Annotated in this window: 21 protein-coding genes; 2 read left to right on the top strand and 19 right to left on the bottom strand. The window is 31.1% G+C overall.

All coding sequences use genetic code 11. The annotated features are described in order from the left end of the window. The first annotated feature begins 390 nt into the window (after nt 1-390). Nucleotides 391-1128 (top strand): tyrosine-protein phosphatase, encoded by a 738-nt coding sequence (locus ABR854_RS05755; RefSeq protein ID WP_350264415.1) that lies wholly within the window; start codon nt 391-393, stop codon nt 1126-1128. Between the two features lie 91 nt (nt 1129-1219). On the opposite strand, the gene ABR854_RS05750 is transcribed toward ABR854_RS05755, so the two are convergent. From ABR854_RS05750 to ABR854_RS05740, 3 genes are all read right to left on the bottom strand, one after another. Next, nucleotides 1220-2608, bottom strand: a complete 1389-nt coding sequence (locus ABR854_RS05750) for an undecaprenyl-phosphate glucose phosphotransferase (RefSeq protein WP_350264414.1) — start codon at nt 2606-2608, stop codon at nt 1220-1222. A gap of 71 nt (nt 2609-2679) precedes the next feature. Continuing rightward, on the bottom strand, nt 2680-4269 hold the full coding sequence (locus ABR854_RS05745; RefSeq protein WP_350264413.1) for a hypothetical protein: 1590 nt from the start codon (nt 4267-4269) through the stop codon (nt 2680-2682). Between the two features lie 67 nt (nt 4270-4336). Continuing rightward, entirely contained in the window at nt 4337-5068 is a 732-nt protein-coding gene (locus tag ABR854_RS05740; protein ID WP_350264412.1) for a hypothetical protein, read from the bottom strand. Between the two features lie 348 nt (nt 5069-5416). Between ABR854_RS05740 and ABR854_RS05735 the strand changes: the two genes are divergently transcribed. Beyond that, on the top strand, nt 5417-6334 hold the full coding sequence (locus ABR854_RS05735) for a DUF2279 domain-containing protein (protein WP_350264411.1): 918 nt from the start codon (nt 5417-5419) through the stop codon (nt 6332-6334). A gap of 53 nt (nt 6335-6387) precedes the next feature. Here the strand turns inward: ABR854_RS05735 and gmd are convergent, their stop codons facing one another. From gmd to ABR854_RS05655, 16 genes are all read right to left on the bottom strand, one after another. Then, the gene (gene gmd / locus ABR854_RS05730; RefSeq protein WP_350264410.1) at nt 6388-7452 is read right to left on the bottom strand and encodes a GDP-mannose 4,6-dehydratase; all 1065 of its coding nucleotides are present in this window, start codon (nt 7450-7452) and stop codon (nt 6388-6390) included. 187 nt (nt 7453-7639) lie between these two features. Beyond that, on the bottom strand, nt 7640-8581 hold the full coding sequence (gene fcl / locus ABR854_RS05725; RefSeq protein ID WP_350264409.1) for a GDP-L-fucose synthase: 942 nt from the start codon (nt 8579-8581) through the stop codon (nt 7640-7642). 303 nt (nt 8582-8884) lie between these two features. Next, nucleotides 8885-9748: a dTDP-4-dehydrorhamnose reductase gene (gene rfbD / locus ABR854_RS05720; protein ID WP_350264408.1), complete on the bottom strand. Its 864-nt coding sequence runs from the start codon at nt 9746-9748 to the stop codon at nt 8885-8887. A 36-nt stretch (nt 9749-9784) separates the two neighbouring features. Beyond that, nucleotides 9785-10645 carry a glucose-1-phosphate thymidylyltransferase RfbA gene (gene rfbA / locus ABR854_RS05715; RefSeq protein WP_350264407.1) on the bottom strand — a complete coding sequence of 287 codons (861 nt, stop codon included), beginning with the start codon at nt 10643-10645 and terminating at the stop codon, nt 9785-9787. Nucleotides 10646-10741: 96 nt separating this feature from the next. Next, complete coding sequence (rfbB, locus tag ABR854_RS05710; protein ID WP_350264406.1) at nt 10742-11794, bottom strand: dTDP-glucose 4,6-dehydratase; 1053 nt, start codon at nt 11792-11794, stop codon at nt 10742-10744. 23 nt (nt 11795-11817) lie between these two features. After that, nucleotides 11818-12354, bottom strand: a complete 537-nt coding sequence (gene rfbC, locus ABR854_RS05705) for a dTDP-4-dehydrorhamnose 3,5-epimerase (RefSeq protein ID WP_350264405.1) — start codon at nt 12352-12354, stop codon at nt 11818-11820. Nucleotides 12355-12393: 39 nt separating this feature from the next. After that, entirely contained in the window at nt 12394-13482 is a 1089-nt protein-coding gene (locus ABR854_RS05700) for a DUF1972 domain-containing protein (protein WP_350264404.1), read from the bottom strand. 761 nt (nt 13483-14243) lie between these two features. After that, on the bottom strand, nt 14244-14933 hold the full coding sequence (locus ABR854_RS05695; RefSeq protein WP_350264403.1) for an acyltransferase: 690 nt from the start codon (nt 14931-14933) through the stop codon (nt 14244-14246). Nucleotides 14934-15274: 341 nt separating this feature from the next. Continuing rightward, a complete protein-coding gene (locus ABR854_RS05690) occupies nt 15275-16216 on the bottom strand; it encodes a glycosyltransferase (protein ID WP_350264402.1) in 942 nt (313 codons plus the stop codon). A 20-nt stretch (nt 16217-16236) separates the two neighbouring features. Beyond that, nucleotides 16237-17160, bottom strand: a complete 924-nt coding sequence (locus ABR854_RS05685; protein ID WP_350264401.1) for a glycosyltransferase family 2 protein — start codon at nt 17158-17160, stop codon at nt 16237-16239. 22 nt (nt 17161-17182) lie between these two features. Then, nucleotides 17183-18271: a glycosyltransferase WbsX family protein gene (locus tag ABR854_RS05680; protein ID WP_350264400.1), complete on the bottom strand. Its 1089-nt coding sequence runs from the start codon at nt 18269-18271 to the stop codon at nt 17183-17185. Between the two features lie 47 nt (nt 18272-18318). Then, nucleotides 18319-19593, bottom strand: a complete 1275-nt coding sequence (locus ABR854_RS05675) for a glycosyltransferase family 4 protein (protein ID WP_350264399.1) — start codon at nt 19591-19593, stop codon at nt 18319-18321. Nucleotides 19594-19627: 34 nt separating this feature from the next. Then, entirely contained in the window at nt 19628-20965 is a 1338-nt protein-coding gene (locus tag ABR854_RS05670; protein WP_350264398.1) for an O-antigen ligase family protein, read from the bottom strand. Nucleotides 20966-21041: 76 nt separating this feature from the next. Further along, nucleotides 21042-21938 (bottom strand): polysaccharide pyruvyl transferase family protein, encoded by an 897-nt coding sequence (locus ABR854_RS05665; protein WP_350264397.1) that lies wholly within the window; start codon nt 21936-21938, stop codon nt 21042-21044. 36 nt (nt 21939-21974) lie between these two features. Then, a complete protein-coding gene (locus ABR854_RS05660; protein ID WP_350264396.1) occupies nt 21975-23513 on the bottom strand; it encodes an MATE family efflux transporter in 1539 nt (512 codons plus the stop codon). 194 nt (nt 23514-23707) lie between these two features. Next, a complete protein-coding gene (locus tag ABR854_RS05655; protein ID WP_350264395.1) occupies nt 23708-25324 on the bottom strand; it encodes an FAD-dependent oxidoreductase in 1617 nt (538 codons plus the stop codon). Nucleotides 25325-25589: the final 265 nt, after the last annotated feature.

The following is a 25589-nucleotide window of genomic DNA, read 5'->3' as shown; positions in this document are numbered from 1 at the left end:
AGAAGAATTATTTTCTTTATATATTCGGTAATTTAAATTTGGTAGTATCTTTTTTTTTATCTAAATTTAAATTATGTGGGATTTTGTAAATAAAGATTTCAAAACAAAAGATTAATAAAAGAAAAACTTCAATAGTTCTTATTTTAGTACAATTTTTGTAGGTTATGAATAATTGAAATACTTATTTTGTAACTATAAAAACACTTTTATAAATCAAATAAGAAAAATGATCATAACAGTATTAAATAAAAATAATCAGTACTAAATAAAAAGTAAGAAGTCTCAAAAAATATTGCGTACTATAGTTTGTGATTTAGAACTTCAAGTAACTAAATTTTACTTTTAGTGGTAAATTAATCGAATAGCCTCATTTCAAATATAATTAATTACATGCTAACCTTTTTTAGAAAATCCCCTAAATTGACTTTTGCAGAAATGCTCAAAGTTGATATGCATTCTCATCTTATTCCAGGTATTGATGATGGTAGTCCTGATTTAGAAACAAGTATTAACTTTTTGATTAACTTATCGGAGCTTGGCTATGAAAAAGTCGTCACTACACCACATATAATGACTGATTTGTATCCAAATGATAGCACTATCGTACGTAATGGATTAGTTCAGTTGAAGGAAGAATTAAAAAAGAGAAATATTAAAATTGAAGTTGAAGCCGCCGCTGAATATTTCTTGGATTCTCACTTTGAACGATTGATTGTAGAAAATGATATCTTGCATTTTGGACCTAAAAAATATGTACTTTTCGAAATGTCATTCATTTCGCCTTCACCTAATTTTGAAGAAACTATTTTCAATTTGCTTACAAAAGGCTATACGCCAATCTTAGCTCACCCAGAACGCTACAACTACTGGCAAGAAAACAATAAGGTTTTTCCACATATTAGAGAATTGGGGTGTTTAATGCAGATAAATATTCCATCCTTATTAGGATATTACGGAAAACCGACCAAAAACTTAGCTTATAGCCTCATTAAAGCAGGTCTTATTGATTTTTTAGGGACAGATATGCACCATGATAGACATTTAAAATTGTTGAATGATGGGAAGTATGATTCTGATATACATAAGACTCTGGATAAATACCCATTTAAAAACTTCAGTCTTTTGTAAAAAAATAGCGGGTTTTAAACCCGCCTTTTTCATTTTCCCCCATACAATATTAAACTGTATGTTATGTTGTTACTGAAGTTCTCAATCAAAATTAATAAGCCATCATATCTCCTTTTACCATACTATAAAGCGTCATAACGATCACTTTAAGATCAAGCCATGGACTCCAATTTTCGATGTACCATATATCAAACTCTACACGCTTTTTCATCATAAAAATATCACTTGTTTCGCCTCGATAGCCATTAACTTGAGCCCAGCCTGTAATACCTGGTTTTACGAGGTGTCTAAGTAAATAATTATCGATTTGTTCTTTACTTTCGATACTGTGCTGAACGGCGTGTGGTCTTGGGCCAATTACTGACATATTACCCCACAAAACATTAAAAAACTGTGGTAATTCATCAAAATTGCTTTTACGCAAAAATGCTCCAACTCTTGTTACTCTTGCATCATTTTTAACCGTTTGATTAAATTTGCCATTGTCCTTTACGGTAGTTGCATTATGAACCATAGAACGGAATTTGATACATTTGAATGCTACTCCATTTTTCCCCCATCGATCTTGTATGTAAAATACTGGCCCTTTTGAGTCAAGTTTTATAGCAATGGCGATAATTGGAAATAACCAACTGAAGACAAAGATGAATAGGAGTGATGTAAAGACTACATCTGCGATGTTCTTCATCATATACCAATGAAACTCTTCGAGCGGTTCTTCTCGAACAGTAATAATTGGTAAATGACCAAAAATATCCATTTTAAACTTGCTCGAAAAAAACTGAAAATATTCAGGAATGATTTTGGTTCTGATGGCATATTTATCAGCAATGGCCAAAATCTTTTTTACTTTCGTAGTATCATATTCGGCCAAACTTATAATAATTTCATCTACTTTAAATTCATCGATAATTTTTTCAAGTTCGGCAGTTGTACCTCTATACTTCCCATTCAAATGGTGTGGTTGATAATCTTCAATAAAACCAATCGGATTATACCCAAACTGTTTGTTGGTTAATGCCGTATTATAAAATGCCATTCCTTGATCACCACTACCAATAATTAGCAGATTTTTGATGTCCTTTCCAGTTACCCAGTTATAAAGTTTCCATTGCTTCAAAAAATATTTCTTGAATGCCAAGATAATTGTCATGAACAAAACATAATACAGAGCTAAAGTTCGTACATAGAGGTGATCATTAATTGTAAAATAGATAAAACCAACTGCTATTAGTTGAAATAAGACATTTGGTACCAGAACCAATAACTCTTCAATAAAAGTAGTGGTACGGAAATCATCATACAAATTGGTATATTTACTCGTGAAATACCAAATAAATACCAATATTATTGGTATAAGTATTTGATTATTATCTATCGGTTTGTGGCTCATTAGCATTGCTAAATAGAATGAACCACATAACAGAATAAGATCAAATGCCAATCGTTTTTGTCGGTTTTTAGTTATAAGTGTTTTCATGATGATTTAATTATATGTGCTTATGATTCTTTGGGCAAAAGTTTTTAGACTTACTATACTTAATTTGATCTTTACTTGCAATATTCTTTTCCGGGGAGTTCAAAACTCCATAACTGTTTATCTACCAAATAATTCCTTTGTACATAGGGCCAAGTTACACCTCCATCTGTACTTCCTCTCATATCATATTTTTTACCAAGTTGCATTCTATACGTTCTAACTTTTCTGTTAAATCTCGTAAGTACGCCTACATCTCTCCACACATTTTTGTCAGGTTCGCTGTACTGTACTCTCATTTGTGCGGGTAATCCTGCTTCATCAAGAACTTTTCCTTGTGGACAAACCACTTTTATATCGAGTTCAATAAATTTGGGGGCGGACAATTTACTGAGGTCTAATGACAAATTATTGGTGCCACATATTGGTAAAGCAGCCGACTCAACTATAAATACTTTGTTATTACCACCGTAATAATTATTGTAATCAAATATTCTAAACTTCACATTTTCGGCTACCCTTGGTATAAAGTTGATTGAGGCAACTGCCCCATTGTTGAGTGATATGTAATAATCTCTAATTAGTTGATTATTGCTGGCATCAACTAATTGTGCATAATAAGCGATGTCTAAATCTTTCAAATCACTTTTGATAGTGAATGAGGGGCCAACCCTACAAATGTTTCGTTTCCAACCAATAATCCAGTAAGTAAGATGAGGCATCTCGAATGTTACTCCTAATTTGCCAGTCTGACTGTCTTTTTCTATGGCAAGCTCTGCTTCTTCTTTCCAAATGCCAGTATCAGTATCATAGCTGAAGAGTGTCAGTTTATCTTTTTCAGCAATAATTTTGTTAGTAATTGGATTTAAAATGGTATTATTCACATCTAAATTAACCTTCAATGGAACACTAAACTTTTTTATGATTTCGTGGTTTTGTGTACTCATTTCAATCGAAACCCCGCCCGCTGTTTGATAAAAATCAAAAGGTTCGGCTAAAGGTTTGTTGTTTTTATCAACCGGATTGGTAGCCACACCTCCAGCGGGTAAATAAGCTTTCGAGTTTTTGCTATTAAAATGATTGAGGGTTACGTCAATTACTCCTTTTACATTTTCATTATTGGCAGTTAGAAATCCAACATTATCAGGAACCGTTAACTGTATTTTTTCTGTGTTATTGAATGACTGTACCTCAAGCTTTTTCGATTTTGTTATATCCAATACAAGTTGGTTGGCATTGGCATTTCCTGCCACATTTCGTTGGGTGAAACCAAAATAAAAACTATAGTTGTTGGTATTTGTGAAGGTAACATCTTTGATGATTTTAGTGTAGTCTTTTGCTTCAGCCACCAAAGTGATTTTAATGGGATTACTGCTACTCGGTACGAACTCGGGTGATACTGCTAATATCAATACACCTTCTTTACTAATTTTAAAATTCTTTGTATTTAAGTTGGTGACAATCTTGTCGGCATCTTTACCAACAACCTGAAAGTTCAAATCTGAAGGTAATTTCCCCCCATTAGGCAATGAAAATTGCACTCTAACGGTAGCTTTATCAAGCGGTTCTTTGAAGCCAAGTACAAATCCGTCGAGCGGGTTTGTACATGAGATAACCAACAGGGATACAAAAAGTAATCCTATGTATAACTTTTTAGCATACATGGCTATTTATTTAGAGTTAACGGCTATTAGCTTTGAATCATTTTCAAAGACCTGTTTATTCAAAAGTTTACTTTAACTTTGTTATAGGGTACGTGTTATATCTCACTTGGAAGCCAATGTATGGATAATAGCTATATCCTTTCATATTTGCTTCAATTTTCTTCATTTCGTCGTCAATGGTAGTAGTTTCTAAAAAACCTTCATAGATCAGTTTTAGTTTTGGACTTCCCATATAGGCAAACCCCATATCAAAACCAAACCCAAGGCGGTTTTTCATAATACTCCTTCCAAAACCAAATCCAAGGTATGGCCTAAGTGCATTCCACTTCATGCCAAAGTTTATATTTCCAAAATCATCGCTCGCAATCTGAAGGCCTCCTAAATTCAAGCCTGAGGCTGAACTAAATGCGACCTGATACTGCTGAATAATTTCATAACTTAAACCACCAGTTAGTCTAAAGATCTTTTTTTTAAATGGATAATAATCGGCAAAACCACTCAGTACTAATGTTTTTATATCAGGAAAAATATCAACACTGGTACCTTTATCCATTTTAATATTTTGGGCTTTTTGAAAAGCCAAATAATTAAGGCCAATTCTTAAACCAAAACTTGGTTTTTCTTTCAACTTAAAACCCACTTCTGCTCCGTATCCTCTGCTCGAAAGATTCACCGAAAAACTTCTTGGAATATAAGATGATATTGTATCATTCTTAACGCTTGCTTTGAGTGGTATCGAACTTAGTAGTAAAGATAAACTAACAACTATCGCATACAGAATTGGTTTAAAATACATCATGGTCGATAAGAGTTAATTTTGATACCATTCAACAATTTTTTACTTTCCAATGCATCTGATAATCAAATATCCTTCTTTTTAAGTTAAAATTAAAAACAAAAAATAACATTTCCATCATTTATTTATTGATCGGTATCTACTTTATGAAGATTCTTTATTTTATTATAGAAGTTAAAGATATATTCAAATTTCTGTCAAGGCATCAGAATTTTAATGATAATTTTATCGCAAGAAGTTTGAAAATACTATACAAAGTCTATAACTTTATCACCATACGCCATGAAACTATTTTCAAGTAGATTTTTGAGTTAGGCACAACTCCTTTCAATTTGCAAAACATATACATTAATGACTCAAAACTTTAAAATCTTATTTCTATTTACTTTTTGGGTGCAGAGCTATTCTTTTGCTCATACCCAAACAACAGATTCAACTCAAATTGAAGCCGACTCAGCTACCAAATCTCATGTATATCCTAAGCGTTTAGCAATAGTTGGTGGTGTTACGGTTTTTACTTATGGATATGTATATTATTACATGAAAACCCAAGCTTGGTGGAAAGAGAACCCCGTTGATTTTCACTTTGATGGAGGTCGAGATAAAAAGTATGCTCGTGGGCACGATAAAATGGGCCATTTCTTTTTGGGTTCTTTTGTATCTGATAGAATGGGAGCCTTATTGAGGTGGAGTGGGGTAGAAGAAAATAAAGCTGCACTCTATGGAGCTTTGTGGAGTTCGGCTACACAGTTTATTGTGGAAGTAAAAGATGGGTATGCACCTACTTACGGCTTTAGCTGGCGAGATGCTACATGGGGAAGTTTGGGCTGCTTTTATCCATATCTCAAATCAAAAAGTCGTTTTTTTGCCAATACCGAGGTAAAGTTTTCGTATTTCCCACGAGAATATGGCCCAATCATTGACCCTACCGTTCGGAAACGTACCGCAACTTGGCACGATGATTATATTAACCAGACCTATTGGTTTTCGGTGAACATCAAAAATAATGTGCGAGCATTGAAAGATACCAAATTTCCTGATTGGCTGAATTTGGCAGTAGGAGCGAGCCTCGACCAATATACCGATGGCTTCGGACAGGGAAACCGACAGTGGTATCTGGCATTAGATATTGATACCAAGCGTTTATTTAAACCAAAAAAACTATTCTGGAAAACTGTGGTGAATTCGATGGTCAATATCAAAATACCTGCACCAGCTATTCAGTTTGGGCGAAATGTGCCTTTTAAATTTTATCCGATTTATTATTAAGCATAAAAAAACAGCGATAGTCAAATCTATCGCTGTTTACAAAGATGTTTAGTTTATTTGCTAAACAAAGCTACATCTGATTGCATCATATCTTTTACCAAAGCTGGCAAATCATATTTAGGTTCCCAACCAAGTTTCGTTTTTGATTTTGTTGGGTCTCCAATCAATAATTCTACCTCGGTTGGTCTGAAATACTTAGGATCAACCTCAACTACAATATTTCCTATTGGCACTTGGTAGAGTGGATTATGACAAGCCACCACTCGGCCTTTCTCATCAACACCTTCTCCTTCAAATGCAATTTCAATGCCTACTTCAGCAAAAGCCATGCGTACGAACTCTCTTACACGAGTGGTAATACCAGTGGCAATTACATAATCTTCTGCTACTTCTTGTTGTAAAATCAACCACATGGCTTCCACGTAGTCTTTGGCATGACCCCAGTCACGTTGGGCATCTAAATTACCCAAAAACAATTTCTCTTGCTGACCAAGGGCGATTTGTGCCGCTGCTCTCGTAATCTTACGAGTTACAAAAGTTTCTCCACGAAGCGGAGACTCGTGGTTGAATAAAATACCATTGACCGCAAACATATTATATGCCTCACGATAATTGACCGTAATCCAATAACCATATAGCTTTGCTACTGCATAAGGCGAACGTGGGTAAAATGGCGTAGTCTCAGATTGTGGCACAGCCTGCACTAAACCATACAGTTCGGAGGTTGATGCTTGATATATTTTTGTTTTTTCAATCAAACCCAGTAATCTCACGGCCTCCAGAACTCTTAAGGTACCGATGCCATCTACTTGAGCAGTATATTCTGGTTCATCAAACGATACTTTCACGTGCGACATCGCCCCTAAGTTATATATCTCGTCGGGTTGAATCTCTTGAACTATACGAATAATATTTGTAGAGTCTGATAAATCGCCGTAGTGCATGATAAACTTTACATCTCGTTTATGCAAATCTTCGTATAGATGGTCAATGCGTTGGGTATTTATCAATGAGCTGCGGCGTTTGATTCCGTGTACTTCATAGCCTTTGTTCAATAAAAATTCGGCTAAATAAGCTCCATCTTGACCGGTGATACCAGTTATTAGGGCTTTTTTCATGGGTAAATGTGTTACGTTAATGTATAATTAAAAAAATAGTTGTTTGTATTTTTATTCTTGGTTGACCAGTGTTGTTTCGCCAAAGTATCTACTATTATATGGCAGCAAAATATTTGTCAGACTTTTATCCATATTAATAGTGCTGTATTTTAAAAAACAACTTTTATATTTTCAGCAAGCAATCATTTTATAATCTTAGTGCATCATGATTCTCCAAGAAATCTTGATAGGCTAAAGCAATACCTTGCTCAGGCTCAATTTGGTGTTGCCAACCCAAACCGTGAAGCTTCGATACATCCATCAATTTGCGGGGCGTACCATCTGGTTTTGAGCTATCCCAAACCAATTCTCCTTCAAAACCAACTATCTTTTTTACCAATTCGGCCAAAGCTTTGATGGTTACATCAGTACCCGTACCGATATTCACAAAACCTGCCTCGCTATAGTTGTTCATCAAAAAAATGCAAGCATTGGCCAAATCATCGGCGTGCAAAAACTCACGCATAGGTGAGCCACTGCCCCACAAATATACAGCTTTATCTTGATTTATCTTGGCTTCGTGAAACTTGCGTATCATGGCAGGTAGCACGTGCGAGTTTTGTAAGTCATAGTTATCATTTGGCCCGTATAAGTTGGTTGGCATCACCGATATAAAATCACAACCATACTGTGTCCGATAAGCCTCACACATTTTGATGCCCGCAATCTTGGCGATGGCATAAGGCTCATTGGTAGGTTCGAGAAGGCCTGTCAGTAAATAGTCTTCTTTGAGTGGTTGAGGAGCCATTTTTGGGTAAATACACGAAGACCCCAAAAACATCAGTTTCTTTACACCCTGCAAATAAGCCGCATGAATGATATTATTCTGTATGGCCAGATTCTCATAAATAAAATCGGCTCGGTAGGTATTATTGGCCACAATACCACCTACTTTGGCCGCTGCCAGAAAAACGTAATCGGGTTTTTCGTTGGCAAAAAAAGAAAATACATCTGCTTGGTTTCTCAAATCCAGCTCTTTTGATGTACGTAGGAGCAAATTAGAAAACCCTTCGTTGCTCAAATGGCGAGTAATGGCCGAACCAACCATGCCTCTATGCCCAGCTATGTATATTTTTGAGTCTTTGTTCATTATATGTTTGGGTTTTAAGTAAAACTTTTATGTTTGACTCGGAAAAGTGTATCATTGTCACAGCTACAACTCATTATTAAAATAATGAAATGGTTCTAAATTTCTTGATTGGTTGACTTTGGCAGTAGGAGCAAGTCTAAGCCAATATATCGATGGGTATAAAAAGGAAACCGACAGCGGTATGTGGTTTTAGTAAGTTTTTATTCAAGCCCCAAAGACTATTTTGGAAAACAGCAGTTAATTCGTTGATCAGTATTATAAAAATTCTGCTACTAAGATTAGCAGAAATGTAATGTTTAAATTTTATTCGATATAATTAAAGTGTTTCAAACATTTTTTTAAACTATCCTTCCAATATGGAATATCTATTCCGAAGGTTGTTTTAATTTTACTTTTATCCATTACTGAAAAAGCTGGACGAGTTGCTCTTGTTGGATACTCATTTGTTTTCAACGCTTTCACTCGCACGTTTACTTTTCCTAATTCAAAAATGGCCTGAGCAAAATCGTACCAAGAAACAGCTCCCTCGTTGCTGTAATGGTAAATACCGTAAGCTTTTTTCTTTGAAGTAATAATGTCAAATAAAGCTCCTGCCAAATCAACAGCATAAGTTGGTGTGCCAACCTGATCTACAATAATACCTAACTCGTCTCGCTCTGTTCCTAAACGCAGCATAGTTTTCATGAAATTATTGGCAAATTCTGAATACAACCAGCTTGTTCGAATAATATAATGAGCAGGTAATAACTCTGCTACTGATTGTTCTCCTTCTAATTTAGTTAAACCATAAATACTTATTGGTTCGGCAGGCATCTCTTCAGTTAATAAAGTTGGTATGTTGCCTTCAAATACAAAATCTGTCGAAACCTGCAGCATCTCAGCTTCGAATTGAATACAAAGTGCTGCAATATTAGCTGCTCCGTCTTTATTAATCAAACGAGCTAAAGCGACTTCATCTTCTGCTTTATCTACTGCAGTATAAGCAGCACAGTTAATCACATAAGAAGGTCGAGTTTCTTCAAACAATGCAGTCAATACGGCTTTGTCTAAGATATTACCTTTGATTTCGTCCGCAAAAACTATGGCCTCAATACCTCTTATAGCAGCTACTTTCTGTAAACTCTGCCCCAACTGTCCACTTCCTCCTAAGACTAATATATTGCTCATAATTATGTAATTTTTTAAGAGTATTTCGTATTTCTTTTATTTTAACATATCTAATAGATATTTCCCGTAACCGCTTTTAACTAAAGGCTTAGCAATAACACTTAATTGCTCTGCATCAATAAAACCCATTCTGTAAGCCACTTCTTCAATGCAACCAACTTTCAATCCTTGTCTTTCTTCGAGTACTTGAACAAATTGCCCTGCTTGCATTAAAGAAGTAAATGTGCCTGTGTCTAACCAAGCTGTTCCTCTATTCAATACGCCCACTTTTAATTTTCCCTGACGAAGGTATTCTTTGTTTACATCCGTAATTTCATATTCTCCTCTTGGCGATGGAGCTATATTTTTGGCAATTTCAACAACCGAATTATCGTAGAAATACAAGCCAGGAACTGCATAATTTGATTTAGGTACTTCAGGCTTTTCTTCAATTGAAAGTACATTGAAATCTTCGTCAAATTCAACTACTCCATAGCGTTCAGGGTCGTGCACTTGGTACGCATAAACTACACCTCCTATGGGGTCGTTATTTGCTTGCAATAATTTACTTAACCCACTTCCGTAAAAAATATTATCACCTAATACAAGGGCTACTTTATCGTCACCAATAAATTCTTCTCCAATCACAAATGCCTGAGCAAGTCCATTAGGAAGGGGTTGTTCTGCATATTCAAAACGACATCCTATCTGCGAGCCATCCCCTAATAACTTCTTAAAATTAGGCAAATCATGAGGAGTAGAGATAATTAAAATTTCTTTAATTCCTGCCAACATTAAAATCGACAGAGGATAATAGATCATTGGTTTATCATAAATAGGCATTAACTGCTTACTTACTGCCAACGTTAAAGGGTGTAATCTTGTTCCTGACCCACCCGCTAAAATGATGCCTTTCATAGCTGTAACTCCGGAGGAGTGTTTATTATTTATATTTTTTGTGTTAAAAAGTTTGTCAGATTTGACCAACGATAGTTAGATGAGGGGTAAGTGACTTTACGAATACATTTTGTCGTAATATTCCTTATAATTTCCCGACGTAATATTGTCTAACCATTCTTGGTTATTTAAAAACCAGTCAACGGTTTTTTCTAATCCTTCTTCAAATTGAAGCGATGGTTTCCAACCTAATTCGTTCATAATTTTGGTAGCATCAATAGCATAACGTAAGTCATGCCCTGCACGATCAGTTACGTAAGTGATTAATTGCTCCGAAGTTCCTTCTGGACGACCTAATTTGCTGTCCATCGTTTTACAGACCAAACGAACGATATCAATATTTTTCCATTCATTAAAGCCTCCTATGTTGTAGGTTTCTCCTTCTTTTCCTGTATGATAAACCATATCAATTGCACGAGCATGATCAACCACAAACAACCAGTCTCTTACATTCTCACCTTTTCCATAAACAGGAAGTGGTCGATTGTGTAATATATTGTTAATCATCAATGGTAATAATTTCTCAGGGAAATGATTTGGACCATAATTATTAGAACAGTTGGTAATCACAACAGGTAGTTTATAAGTATTGCCATACGCTCTTACAAAGTGGTCGGAAGATGCCTTAGAGGCAGAGTAAGGCGAACGAGGGTCATAAGGTGTAGTTTCTAAGAAAAAATCTTCTGGGTTATGTAATTCTCCGTAAACTTCATCAGTTGATACGTGGTAAAAGCGTTTTCCTTCATATCCCGAAGCTTTCCATGTATTTTTAGCAGCATTTAATAAATTACAAGTACCTACTACATTGGTCATCACAAACGCCATTGGTTCAGTGATAGAGCGGTCAACATGAGATTCTGCCGCCAAATGAATAATGCCGTCAAACTGTTGCGTTTCAAATAATTCATTGATAAAATCAGCATCTACAATGTCTCCTTTTACAAAAGTATAATTTGGAGCATTGGCAATATCTGTTAGGTTAGCTAAATTTCCAGCGTATGTTAATTTATCTAAATTGAAGATTTGATAATTGGGATATTGTGTTACAAACAAACGAACAACATGGGAGCCAATAAAGCCTGCTCCGCCTGTGATTAAAATCTTTTTCATTTTCTTTGGTAATTTATGGCTAATTATAAGTTGAAAAAAGAGCTAAAAGTTGGTAAAAGCATATCTTTTTCTGATACGTTTGGGTTAGAAACGGGCCATTCTATTTGAAGTGTTGGGTCATTCCAAATAATACCAGCTTCGGCTGCTTTATTATAGCCCGCCGTACATTTATAACTAAAAATGCTATCTTCTAAAGCTAAAAAGCCATGAGCAAATCCGACTGGTATGTAAACCATGCGATTAGAAGCGGCGTCTAATTCAAAAAACTCGTATTTACCAAACGTTGGAGAGTCGGGACGTATATCAACCGCAATATCTAATACTCTACCCATAATAACACGAACCAGTTTCCCTTGTGCGTGTTCTCCTGTTTGAAAATGAAGACCACGTAATACTCCCTTTGTTGAAAAAGATTGATTATCTTGGACGAATGAATGGGGTAATTCAAGTTTTTTCCAAGTTTCGGCATTAAAGGACTCAAAGAAGTATCCTCTTTCGTCTTTGAAGATATTGGGTTCAATAATGTAAACCCCTTGTAAGGTGGTTTTAATTGTTTTCATGGTAAGTTAAAATTTAGATTTGGTCTATTAGAGTTATCTTTAGTTTATAATTTCTTTAAAATGTAATAGATATTGTTCGATAATAATTTCCCAAGAATATATTTTTTTAATTTTCTCAATGTTAGTTGTTGTCTTTATAAGTTCGTTTTGTTTTACTTTGGTTTCAAGAATATTTGCTACTTCATCAGAATTAGAGAAGTAGAATGAATCATTTCCTAATATTGTTGAATTAAATTTATTTTGATTTGCACAAATCAAAGCATTTGAAGCCATCGCCTCCAAGAGTGATGGATTAGTACCACCTACTGAGTGTCCATGAAAATAGATATTTGAATAATAACGCAAATTATTCAAAACATTAATATCATAAATACCACCAATAAAATGGATCGTTGGAGTATTGCTAAACTTATTTTTTAAATAATTACCATAATTGGTTTCATGTTTACCTATAACCAAAAAAGGACGTTTAACTGATGATTTTACGACCCCATCAAGTATTGTCTCAATATTATTTTCAGGCTCTAAACGAGCAATCAACATATCATATTGATAAGATTCAACTTTATAATTTGCTAATGCTTTGCTTTCGGGATTTTCAAAAACAAATGCTCCATAGGGAATATACGTTGACTTTAATTGATACTTATCAGTGAGGTATTGTTGTATTCCAATAGAATCAGCAATCCAGTAATCACTAAATTTTGTACCTAAATACTCAGCAAATTGTAAAAATTTTTGAACTGGTTTTGAGTATTTACTACGTTTCCATTCTAAACCATCCATATTTGTAGTAATTACTGGTTTTGAAGGTAATAACCAACCCCAAATAGTACTGCTTGTGTAGCCTAACTGTAAGATTATATCAAAGTCTCGCTTCCTTGAATCTAAGATACAATTCAAGTCATATACAAACTGTCCAACAGTTCCATACTTATCTTCTGGATCATAACAGTGAATAATATTTACCCCTCTCCAAACTTTTTCTTGAAAAGGATGACTATGGCTATTGTAAACAGTGACCTGAACCCCTCTTTTAACCAAACCATCGGCTAAATATTCAGCAAACTGTTCAAAACCACCATAGTTATTTGGAATACCCCTTGTACCTATTATTGCTATTTTCATGGATTTTATTTATTTTCAAGGCTTTAGAAGTACTTGACATTTATTTTCATCCGAATAAATTTTATTGGAACAAATAAATTCAAAATAAAAACAAATTGATATGTTCCTTTGGATCTATAAAATTTATATTTTGTAAATTCAAAAGAATTAAATGTTATCAAATATCACTTGTTTTGAATTAAACAAAAACAAATCAAGTAAAAGTGATAAATTGTTAATTTTTTAATCATGTTATTAAATTATTTTTTAGAAATAATAATAAAGTACTAAATTGTAGACGCTTGACTTTTTGACCACTACCTTTTTGCCTACAAAATTGTTAAGTAAATACTAAAATTTAAGCTAAATATTTTTAATTATTAATTAGATTTACTACCAAAGTTGAGATTAGTTGGAAACAAATTTTATACTATAGAATTTAAAAAAATAATATTAATAGCATCATTTCAGAGACTAAATTGACAACTCAAAAAAATAGAGTTATAAAAGAAAAGTAACAAATGACTAATTTGTTATTTCTGTAAATTCAAGTAGTTGACTTTTTTATTTAATCTCCCTATAAATCATTATAGTTAATAATTAAATTATCACATGCTGGTTCTTATTTAGTTGTATTTGAACAATTATGTTTACGGAACTTTTTTTGTTGAGGAAAAATAAATAATCGTTTCTTTGCAAGAAAATTGTTCAAATCATCAATATTCTTCAACTTACGCATACCCCAAACCTTAATGTGTTTTTTAATTTTAATACAATTTATTTTAATTAACACGCATTTTCAAAACTTTGGCAGGAACTCCACCTATAATTGTATTTGGAGGAAATTCCCCTTTCACAACTGATCCAGCCGCTACAATACATCCATCTCCCACATTAGCTCCATCAAGAAAAGTCGCTTTAGCTCCAATCCAACAGTTCTTACCTATAATTATTCCATTTCCTTGCACACCTTGTAAACGTATTGGAACATCAAGATCGCTGTAGTTATGCGTCTCAGGATGAAAACTTACATAATTCCCAATAATAGTATCATCACCTATTTGTAACCCTCCAACTCCACTTCCATAGTGTCCATGAGATCCCAAACCAACATTATTTCCAATAGAAATTCCCAAAGCTAAATTTTTAAGACTGCCTGTTAGACAAACATGTGTATAAATCCCCATAGAGACATTTTCACCACATTTAAACCCATTTATTGAAAGTGCATCAACAAAGCAACTCCTTCCGATTGTAAAATTGTTCCCAAAACTAATTTTTGATCTACATCGAACGATAGAACTTGGATGAATAAAACATCTATTTCTGTTAGGGAAAAGTATTTTTCCATATAAAAACATAATTATTCTTTCAATGAAAAATCTAATCAAATATGAAATAGGTATTTTATTATCAAATTTGAACTTTTCATTTTTTAGTCTACTAATTATTATACTTAATATTGAATGCATGATTATAGATTTTTAATGCTATGATTTTTGGTTCATAATACTCTTTTCTACAAACTTTATATCGTAATAAATGGAATAATGATGAATTTATTTATACAATAAATAGCTTTTAAGTTCATAAATTTTTGTAAAGATATATCTATACTATTTAAGTGTTTAACTGATAAAACAATAGCTTAGATTATTATATTAACTAATAATTAAATTATAAGTTTGTTAATTATTTCTTTCAATTTGTTAAATGTAATAATTTATTTACATATGAATTGATTTTACTTTTCGGCATATTTAATTTAAATACAAGAAAATAAACTTTTCACTCTGATTATAAAGAATCAATTTCAATCTTTAGATTTTAAAATATAATTCAAGTATATCTTTCGGAAAATGATTTTTATTGGTATAATAAAACTTAAAAAAACTACTAAGTAAATGGAACCTTTCGGAAAGAAAATTTCTAAATTTTGCTCGAAACCTTCAGAACTAAAAGTTTCTCTTCTGGAAACTTTTACGTTGAAATACAATAATGGAAAATATTCACAAAGTAAATCTCTAAAAACTCTTTTTTTAGTTTTTTTTGTAATTAATCCTTTATTAAATAAATCTGTAACAATCGTTGGATATTCAACTGTAAATGCTTGGAATTTATTATGACCACCTCTCTTCTTTACAAACTGAGTAGAAAAATATGGAATATCAACAATTTTAAATTCATGTTTATAATGTTGGGTTACCAATAAAGAAGTATGCGGAAACAATTTATTTAAAATACAATCTATTGAAACTTTATTAAAGTCTTCATTCCAGATCCCAAATGAATTACTCCATGATGTAAAATATGAGGTTTTAAAAATAAAATCATTAAATGTATTAACTTCAATAATTTCACCTTTAAGTAAAATTCCACTTGTAAAGAATAAGAGTGGTTTTTTTTGCAAATTATTTTTGATTAGATTAATTACTCTGAACAATGAACCCTCATTCCAAAGTTCTTGACTGTTGTGCAATTTTAAAAATTCACCATTACCATATGTCAAAACAAAATAACTATTTTCAAAGCCTTTACAATCAGTTTGGAAATATTTGAAATTGGGATATTTAAATATTTCAGAAAGCACTTTTAATGCTCCTTTTTCATCATTATCTGAAATAATTACTTCAAATTCTGATAGTTCAACATTTCTTAAATTTTCGACTGAAAATATACTTTCAAGTGTATTGATTACATATTCAAGTCTTCCATGTGCTGGAATACAAATTGATAAGATTGGCTTTTTTATCATATTAGAAAATCAAAACAAGATTACCTTTTAGTCAATTTTGCAATTACACTATTAAATCTCTCAATGTTAAAAAATGATGTAAAATAATGTTCAAATGTATACATTGGATAATATTGAAAAAGCTTTAACAAACTGTGCTTTTTAACTTTTAATAAATAAAGGAAATAATAGCGGCTCCTTGCATTTTTTAATACTTTTAAAGAATTATTTGTTTGTTGTTTTGAAAAATAATCAATTACTGATAGAGTAGAATAAATCATACCTTTTATATTATTACCATAATTATTTTCATGAAACCTGTAATAAAATAGAACTTTGTTAATAAATTTGAATTTCAAATTTTTAACATTCAGAATAATATTTATATAGGCAGCCCAATCATCGCATCCTCTATAATATGGAGATGTCTCAAAAAACAAGTTATCTATTTCTATGTTTTTCTTATTAAAAATGACTAATCCAGGAGAAATAATATTAGTATATTGCATTAAAATGCTTTTTATCGTAAACTTTGGTGAAAAGTAAAACATTTTTGCGGATTTTTGATTTACAAATATGTATTTACCATTCAGTAAGTAAATATCTTCATTACTATTATTTATTTCATTTTCAATAGTTTTGAAATAGTTAATATCAACAAAATCATCCTGATCTAATATAGTAAAATGGTTTTTTGTTGAATTTAAAAGGCCTAAATTCCTTGATTTGGCAACTCCAATATTTTTTTCATTAAATAGTATTTTCAAGTTACCTTTATTCTCATAATAATTTTTTAGTTGGTTAAAGTCAAATGAATTATCATTAGGTGAATCTATAACTAAAATAATCTCCATTTGAATTTTACTTAGGGAGGTATCATATGATTTGTATATTGAGTTGATACATTCCATTATATACTTTGACCCAAAATAATATGTTATAATTATAGATAACCCATTTTTCATATCTATATCTAAATGATTATTTTTAATAATTCTTTAAAACTTTTTGAGTTGCATCTAAATAACTATTACCCCATTTTTCACATGGTTCTAAATGATTCCCTTCGGCCCATTCGTTCCACGCATTTATGAAAATAAAGTTTTCTTCTTTAGAAGGAGGAACCCAATTTTTACAAACGGCATCCAACCAATCATGATATTTTTGAGGAGTTGAATTTATTAATATTGTACCTCCTTTTTCTCTTCTTCGTACGTAGTTGTCCCACATTGGTGTAACACAAGGAAACAAAGTAAAATCATCAGGGTATGAAGTTTCTTTATAGAAATCAGCAACTTCATTATAATCAATTACAAGGTATTTACTTTGTGTTGAAGAAAAAAAACCAAGTTTACGAATTAATTCAGTTTTTATAGCTTTGAATCTTACAAATTGCATTTTATTTGGTGTAAACTGAGCCGCAGCATCAAAACCTATTGTATTTGGGTTAATTCCACTATCAAATGACCAAAAAAATACTAAATACAAATCTTTATAGCCATATTTTCTTGCTTCATTTCTCCAAGTTTCAGCGGTTTCATTTATATTTTTGAAAAGAGATGGTCTATAAATAATAAATACAGGTTTTCCATCAACTTTTATATATCTATCATCATGAAAAACATTTTCACATAGGTATCTAATATGGTTAATATCATCTTCTTTGGAATATTTTTGCTCCAATAACATTTCGTTACTTTTACCATCCCAATTCCTTGACCAATTTTCGTTAGCCCAACATAAACAAAATGGGAAATCAGGTTTTTTTGAATTCAATACCTCATTAAAAGGGCGTTCTAATAGTCTTTTTCCATTAAACCAATAATGATAATAACAAAAACCATAAATCCCACTTTCTTTGGCTAATTCAGCCTGTTGTTCTCTCACCTCTGGGATTCTTAAATCATAAAACCCCAAATCTGCTGGTAAATGAGGTTGGTATTGTCCTTTTACTATTTGTTTTCCCTTTACAACATTCCTCCATTCTGTAAATCCTTTTCCCCACCATAAATCATTCTCAGGAATGGGATGAAATTGAGGTAAGTATATAGCTAATGCTCTTAATTTATTTTCCATTATTATCGCTTTGAAGTCTAATTTATTTTTTTACTTGGAGACAAAAATTATATAGAATCATATAATTCAATTCTTTTATTGATTAATTTTTCGTGAGAATATTCCTTAAACAATGTTTCCTTTGCATTTCTTGATAAATTTTCTCTTAGATTCGCATCTTTGATTAGATTTACTATGCTATCAATAAAACTTTGAACATCATCGGCAATAAGACAATCCTTTTTATCTTTAAAAAGTAAGCCTTCAACACCAATAGAAGTAGTCACAAATGGTAATTGGTAATTAACTGCATCAACAATTTTCATTCTCATCCCACTCCCAATCCTTATCGGAACTATAAAAACTCCATCTCTTAATATATTACCTAAATCATCAACAAATCCATGAAATACGATGTTTTTATATTTTGAATAATACTTTTCACTTTCTTTACTCCATTTACCTACAATCGAAAAATTTAAAAATGGATACAATTGATTAATTTCGTTCCAGCAATTTTCTATAAACCATTGGACACCATCATGGTTTGGAAAATGTTCCTCACCACCGAGAAAAATTATACTTTTTATAGTTTTTGTTACATCACTCTGACTAATAGTTGGTAATTTTATAGTTAAAGGGGAGGAATATAGTTTTGCTGGAGGTAGATAAGATGAAAGTTCTTTGCAATCATCATTCGAAACAGTAATAATACGATCATATTCATGCATAAATGAAATCTCATAACCTCTATTTCTAATAAATAGATATTTTAAATAAGGAATTTGTGTAGTTAACAAGGCAAGCTCTCTTTCTTCTCTTACATATCTTAGTTCATGATTTACAAATATCTTTTTTATATTTTTAGGTAAATATGTTACAAGTGTAACAAGTTCGTAAAATTCGACTTGAATAATATCCACATGATTTTTTTCAATAATTGAATTTACATGCTTCACAAATTCTCCTTCCACATCTATAAAACCTGATGAAAAAATCTTTGTATTTTTTAAAATAAAACTGTCAATTTTAGAGAGATTTTTTTGAGATAAAACAAATTTCCTCATCAAACGGTAATACCATTCTAAAGGCTTTTTGTAAATAAGTTTGTGTAGCTTATTTTTATTGTTATTGTAAAATGGAAAAAAACTTACATTGTCCCATAATTTCTTAAGTTCATAGAAATCGTTTTCTTGACCCTTGTGGAGTGGAAAAATAATTATGATATTAAAATGTCCCCTAACAGCATCATTCATTTCAAACTGAGCGATATTGCCTCCAGAGTTTAAAGGATATGGCAAGCACTCTGTTATTATAAGTAGAGTTTTTTTATTATTATACATAGCTATAGTCTTTATTTAATTCTAATTGTTGTTTTCAGTCACTTCCAATTACCTTTATTGAGTAAAATACAAAAAAAATAAAATAGGGCAAAATACTGACAGAAAATGGAGCCCAACCTGTAATTCCATAAAGGAAAAATGCAATTATAATTCCTATAGTTGATAGTGGAATTATTTTATTATTATTCAAACTCAAAGAAATCTTTAATTTATTCACAAGTCTTAAAAAAAACACTATCCATAAGATAAAACCTAACAATCCAATTTCTGATAACACAATTAGATGAATATTATGGATTGGATTCGAAGTGAAAAACTCATTAAAAGTTACACTACTTGCAAATGTATAATTACTTTTTAAAAATGAGAGGTGACTGTTCAGGCCAACCCCTAAAATTGGTGAAGCTGAAAAAATATTACCAGCCATAAGCCAATGAACCATTCTGTTATCATATTGCTCCGTTCCATCGCTTTTTAAGAATAAATCACTTACTGGAGAGTAGAAAACAACCCAAGATAATATCAGACAAATAGGAAGTATAACTTTAAGAAGGTTAACAATAGAAAAAATATTTTTTGCCGAATACCTATTTATGAAATACATACAGAATATCATTACAACAGTTGAAAGATATGCCGTCCTTGAATAAGTCAAAAAAAGAGTAATAATGTTAAAAATTAAAAAAATTAAACTGTATGTTTTTTTAATTTTATTGGTGTAGCATGAGAAGAAAAAAGCAATTGCAATCATATTAAAAATAGCCAGATTGCCAGGAGAAACAAAAAAACCAACTGCACCGTCACGTGATCCTAACCTTGTTGACCATTCGATTGAAGCTGTGTGAAATAGACTTGTTACTGTCTTCATTTTTAATATTGGGAAGCAAATCGCTAAAATTAATTGAATTATAGACGCTACCCTAAAGCCATCAAAAAGTCCCTCAATAATTTGGAAATAGCTTAAAGTGGAATGGAATAAATTAAATAATATTAAATACTGGAATACAAAAATTGCGAAAATAACTGTTGAAATTAAGGAAGAATTATTTGGATTTATTAAAGATACAATTATTAACATGAATAATATTTTTACCCAAAAATCAAATAAAAATATTCTTTTTAATTTTTTCCATTCATGGGTCAAAATAATGATACCTAACAAGAATAAATTAGGTAGAATAATCATTATATTTGAACCTAAAGTTCCAGAAACAAGTTGTGTATTTTCACTTCCTATTACTTTTGTTAATTCAAATGGCACGGAAACAATAAAAAAACTTAGTAATAAATATTTTTTGTTTTTCTCTCTACTAAACAGTATTCTAGAGAAATAAAACAACAAAATTAATTCCAAAATTATAAAGGTACTCATGGCAAATATCTATTGAAGTATTAACTAATACGAAATAATCCAAAATTCAATAATAATCAATGTGATTTTTATTGATTCATAGTATTTCATTTTTAATAGTGTGAATTTCATCAAATAATCTGCTATTAATTTCACTTATTAGTGAATCAGAAGATAGATAATATTCTTTAGGGCTTGAAAGATTGGTAATAATATCGTTTTCGATTTTCTTTTTAAATAAAAACTCAGCATTTATTGTCTTTAAACTTAAATCATATACTAATTTATTAAGAAATGTTTTTCTAAAGAATTTTATAAATGTAGTCTGTGGATAGGGCAAATTTATTGAATATAGCCAATCCATCCATTTAAATTCAGATACCATTGGGCCTTCAGTAAATGGTGTTGACAAAACAAATCTATGCCAAGGCACCCTTAGTACATCAGCCAAAATTGCACCATGCATAGCCTCAGTAATAACGAATTTGGAAGCGGCAATTTCTTTTAACGTATGTTCAACACCAAATTCGGACTCTGGTGAAATGTAATGAAAATTCATTTTCTTACACAATTGTGGCCAATCAAAAAAATCAATAGATTTAAAATAAGGAAAAATACTTATATCATACTTCTTTGGAGTTGCCAATATTTCATCGAAATTATTCATTAATCTAATTGTATAAGCAGCATCTATGATATGCTTATTCTTACCTCCTAATGCAGATGCAGACAATGGGCCACGTAAAAATTTAATGTCCCAAGAGCTATCGTATTTAAATTGGTCATAAGTCAGTCTAACCCCTGACCCAAAAACAATTTTCCGTTGAGAGGTTAAAGATTTTATTAGTGGGAAATCATTGTACAATATAGAACCTATACCCAGAAAAGCAATATTATCATTATCATTATGCTCTCCAAAAAAATTTGGCCAAATCCAAGCATTCAAGTCATCACCAAAGTTTCCTTTTTGTGCTTTATAGTAGATATAGTTCATTTGAAATGTTATTATCGTTTATTGTTTTCTAAATTATTATTTCCAATTTAAAAGTTTTCTTCCCTTTGAGAATTTTAAAATAAAATTTTCTAATAATTCCTTTTCATCTTTATACAAACCAGTTAGTAGAATACTTATAACAAAACATGAAATTGAAAAAAGGAATGTTACAATGAATCTATTAGGGAAACTAAATAAATACCTACAAGTAAGTGCTACTGCGATTATCGTAAATGTTGGAAACGAAATCTTTAATAATACTCTATTTACGTATTCCATGATATCCAGGCCACCTTCCTTTTTTAAAAATAAAAGTCTAATACAGCAGGCAAGTATCTCTATAAAGATAAAAGTGATAAATACGAAATATGGCTCATACCCAGATGATAATAATATAAATGATATTGGTAAATTCAATAGAATTAGAGTCCCTACAATAAACTGATAATGTTTAATTTTACCCACAGCTTGTAATCCTGATTGAATACCAATTGTTAATTGATTAATTAACATTCCTACTAATAATAAAGAGCAAAATATTGAACTATAAATTGGTATACTATTTAGCCAAAAGGATAGAATTTCATCCATTTCTACAATTGAGGGTATTGCTATAAAAGCAAACAAAAAATAACTAAATTTACAGGCCATCATAGAAAGTCGTAATACTCTTTCCCTATCATTCATACCTTCACTTTTCATGATTTGGGGGTTTAAAGATTGCAACATTGAAACTGACAAATAATTCATTTGTGCAGAAACCTGATTTGATATTCCATAAGCAGCATTAACTACTGCTCCGTGGAATAAGTTTAATAGTACTGCTATTCCTTGTGTTCTCCCTAAAAAACAAATGGACCCAAATAAATTCCATCCAGCAAACGATAAAAGTTTTCTCACTAATACTTTATCCATTTCAAACAATCTAATCAATGTGCATTCTTCGTATTTTCTAATACAATAGGTAAGATAAAACCCTGTACTAACTATACTAATTGAATTGATAAGTATTCCATAAAGTAATAATTTATCAATATTTATTAAATCAAGTGTTAAAGCAATTAATATTTTAAAAATTGCTTCCAAAATATTTACAATTGCAATTACAATTAAATTCTCATGTGCATTTAAAAGTGCTGTAAAAGGCACTGAAACTATAGTAAAAAAAACACTTAATCCCATGAAATGGAATAGTTTTAGTGCTATATCAATTCGACTTTCTGGTATTTTCAAGAAGTTAGAAATCAAAAAAAGTCCAGACAATTCTAATATCACAACTACAATTATGGCAATTATTAAATGTATAACAACACTATTAGTAAAAATTTTTTTTTGGACATTTTTTATTTCACTGCCATGATAGTAAGAAAAAAAACGTTGAGTAGAAGTAGACATTGCTACATTTAAGAAAGATAACATTGCTACAACTCCAGAAATTAAGTTAAAAATTCCGTAATCTATGGCTCCTAATGAATTCAACACTAATCTAGTTGAATAGAAAGAAATAACAACTGTAATAATTAACCTAAAATAGGAAATTGCGGTATTTACTGTAACTTTCTTTGCTGCCTGCATTGATAAAATAATTTTATCTCTCAAAAAATGTTATGATTATTTTAAAAAAGAAAATTTTGTTTAGTTTAATTCTTTAGACATATTGACATTAAAATGTGTCTTATAATAGAATTATAATATTTCTATTTAAATAGAAGTATTATAACTTTTTGATAAGGATTTATATTAACTCCACCATATTGGAAAAATATCTCTCAATATAATTTTTGTCCAGCCGTTAAAAGAGATACTTTTAAAATATCATATCTCAAATCGTGAATAGCGACATTACTTTCTATAGATAAGCTTGCAGCTATGGCAGCAGATTGGCCTAAAATCATATATACTGGCTCCATTCTCATTGAACTAAGTGCTACATGGCTCGCTGATACGCAAACAGAAACTAATAAGTTCCTGCATTGTTCCCTCTTTGGGAGAATACATTTATAGCTGATTGGATAAGGTTTAGAGATAGGATAAAATAATCCTCCTTCTATAGCTAATAAATTCCTACTACTTATTTCATATTGAACTGGATGACTATCTATGTTATAAGAACCCATACCTATCGAATCATTAATTTTTGTTTTTGAATATATATCATGCTCAGTCATCACATATTCTCCAATCAATCTTCTAGATTCTCTTACATATACCTCAAACGGCCAGTTGTTATTATCAACAAACTCATCTTTCGCTAAGCCTAAATTACTATACTTATTTCTGACTTCAAGCGGAATTCTTACATCATTTTGTAAAGTCCATATAAAACCAAGCATATAATTTTTTATTTTATTCTTGATTTTTAATCGCATTTCATCATCACCTTTTGGATAATCAAAATTTATACCAGGTAAATCAGTCGAAATAAACCCCTCATTATTTACATCAAATTTATTATTTGGCAATGGGACAACACTTAAAAAATTATTCTTTGGATTTAAATTTGCGTATCTTACTAATAGTTCGTAATCATAAATATTGTACTCAGCTGGTTTTTCAATCATAATTTGATTGTCTTTTTTTGTCGTCATACATAACCTAAAATTATAAGGCTGTATTTTATTATCACCTAAACCAATTTTGTTAAATGAACTGATTGTACTTATATTTGGTAAAACACCACTTTTTTCATCATTCTTAATTTTAAAAACACTTACCACCCAACTAAGAATAGGTGGAGTAACTCCATTCAACTTTTCGCTATACATTGAATTAGACTCTCTTCCAACGATATAATCTACATTACTCACTGCCATTAAATCACCTTCATAAGATGCATCAATAAAGATTTTGCCATATATAATTTTACCATCGTTGGTAACAATATTTTGAATATATCCATTTTCTATTTTTACACTCTTAATTGTATTAAAATTATTGGCTTTTACCAAAATAATATCTTCTCTTTTCATCATTTGCAAAAAAACTTCCATAGCTATCTTGGGCTCAAAAGTAAATTTTGTAGGAAGATTATAATGTGAACCAATATTACTGTAAAATTCTGATGCAAGCCCTCCAATAGCGGTAACATTGCCAATATCGGTATTACTTAAACCATTTGTACTCATCCCTCCAATTGTTTCATTTGGAGTTAAAATTAAGACAACTTTTTTATTCATTCGAGATGCTTGAATTGCAGCCATCACACCCGAAGAGGTTGCACCATATACCACGATGTCAGCATCGATTGAACCCTCCTTTAAATGAGGATTATTTTCAATAGTATTGATTAAACCTGTGTTATTACCTACTAAACTTGCATCACTATTACATTGCAAAAGTAAAAAGCTGGAAGATAAGAATAATGAGATGAGATAAACTAAGTTCATATAAAAAAGTCAAATTAACTAAAAAATGAATAGTGCTTAATCAAAACTTATGTAAAGCATAGATGGATTTTCTTTATAGAACTAATTTGATGTCTCATAAGAAAATACTCTATTTGTTAATTATATCACATTTTTAGGCTGTAGATGTTATATTTATAAATTGTGTGTACAAAATATAAAAAATTAATTTTACAAATCCATTTTAAAATTTAAATATCTTAATTACTTACTTTTTTGTTAAGAAAAAATGTCATTATGTAAATAT

Origin of the sequence: Emticicia sp. W12TSBA100-4 (assembly GCF_040253585.1) — a bacterium.
Lineage (GTDB): Bacteria > Bacteroidota > Bacteroidia > Cytophagales > Spirosomataceae > Emticicia.
This window is presented reverse-complemented; position numbering and strand designations above follow the sequence as displayed.

What these genes read in the sequence shown, in the direction of transcription:
- ABR854_RS05755 (WP_350264415.1), top strand. Translation starts at nt 391, where the DNA reads ATGCTAACCTTTTTTAGAAAATCCCCTAAATTGACTTTTGCAGAAATG.
- rfbC (WP_350264405.1), bottom strand. Translation starts at nt 12,354, where the DNA reads ATGAAAACAATTAAAACCACCTTACAAGGGGTTTACATTATTGAACCC.
- ABR854_RS05690 (WP_350264402.1), bottom strand. Translation starts at nt 16,216, where the DNA reads ATGATAAAAAAGCCAATCTTATCAATTTGTATTCCAGCACATGGAAGA.
- ABR854_RS05670 (WP_350264398.1), bottom strand. Translation starts at nt 20,965, where the DNA reads ATGAGTACCTTTATAATTTTGGAATTAATTTTGTTGTTTTATTTCTCT.
- ABR854_RS05680 (WP_350264400.1), bottom strand. Translation starts at nt 18,271, where the DNA reads ATGGAAAATAAATTAAGAGCATTAGCTATATACTTACCTCAATTTCAT.
- ABR854_RS05740 (WP_350264412.1), bottom strand. Translation starts at nt 5,068, where the DNA reads ATGATGTATTTTAAACCAATTCTGTATGCGATAGTTGTTAGTTTATCT.
- ABR854_RS05750 (WP_350264414.1), bottom strand. Translation starts at nt 2,608, where the DNA reads ATGAAAACACTTATAACTAAAAACCGACAAAAACGATTGGCATTTGAT.
- ABR854_RS05700 (WP_350264404.1), bottom strand. Translation starts at nt 13,482, where the DNA reads ATGAAAATAGCAATAATAGGTACAAGGGGTATTCCAAATAACTATGGT.
- ABR854_RS05745 (WP_350264413.1), bottom strand. Translation starts at nt 4,269, where the DNA reads ATGTATGCTAAAAAGTTATACATAGGATTACTTTTTGTATCCCTGTTG.
- rfbD (WP_350264408.1), bottom strand. Translation starts at nt 9,748, where the DNA reads ATGAGCAATATATTAGTCTTAGGAGGAAGTGGACAGTTGGGGCAGAGT.
- rfbA (WP_350264407.1), bottom strand. Translation starts at nt 10,645, where the DNA reads ATGAAAGGCATCATTTTAGCGGGTGGGTCAGGAACAAGATTACACCCT.
- ABR854_RS05660 (WP_350264396.1), bottom strand. Translation starts at nt 23,513, where the DNA reads ATGCAGGCAGCAAAGAAAGTTACAGTAAATACCGCAATTTCCTATTTT.
- ABR854_RS05695 (WP_350264403.1), bottom strand. Translation starts at nt 14,933, where the DNA reads ATGCATTCAATATTAAGTATAATAATTAGTAGACTAAAAAATGAAAAG.
- gmd (WP_350264410.1), bottom strand. Translation starts at nt 7,452, where the DNA reads ATGAAAAAAGCCCTAATAACTGGTATCACCGGTCAAGATGGAGCTTAT.
- ABR854_RS05675 (WP_350264399.1), bottom strand. Translation starts at nt 19,593, where the DNA reads ATGTATAATAATAAAAAAACTCTACTTATAATAACAGAGTGCTTGCCA.
- ABR854_RS05685 (WP_350264401.1), bottom strand. Translation starts at nt 17,160, where the DNA reads ATGAAAAATGGGTTATCTATAATTATAACATATTATTTTGGGTCAAAG.
- ABR854_RS05735 (WP_350264411.1), top strand. Translation starts at nt 5,417, where the DNA reads ATGACTCAAAACTTTAAAATCTTATTTCTATTTACTTTTTGGGTGCAG.
- ABR854_RS05665 (WP_350264397.1), bottom strand. Translation starts at nt 21,938, where the DNA reads ATGAACTATATCTACTATAAAGCACAAAAAGGAAACTTTGGTGATGAC.
- ABR854_RS05655 (WP_350264395.1), bottom strand. Translation starts at nt 25,324, where the DNA reads ATGAACTTAGTTTATCTCATCTCATTATTCTTATCTTCCAGCTTTTTA.
- rfbB (WP_350264406.1), bottom strand. Translation starts at nt 11,794, where the DNA reads ATGAAAAAGATTTTAATCACAGGCGGAGCAGGCTTTATTGGCTCCCAT.
- fcl (WP_350264409.1), bottom strand. Translation starts at nt 8,581, where the DNA reads ATGAACAAAGACTCAAAAATATACATAGCTGGGCATAGAGGCATGGTT.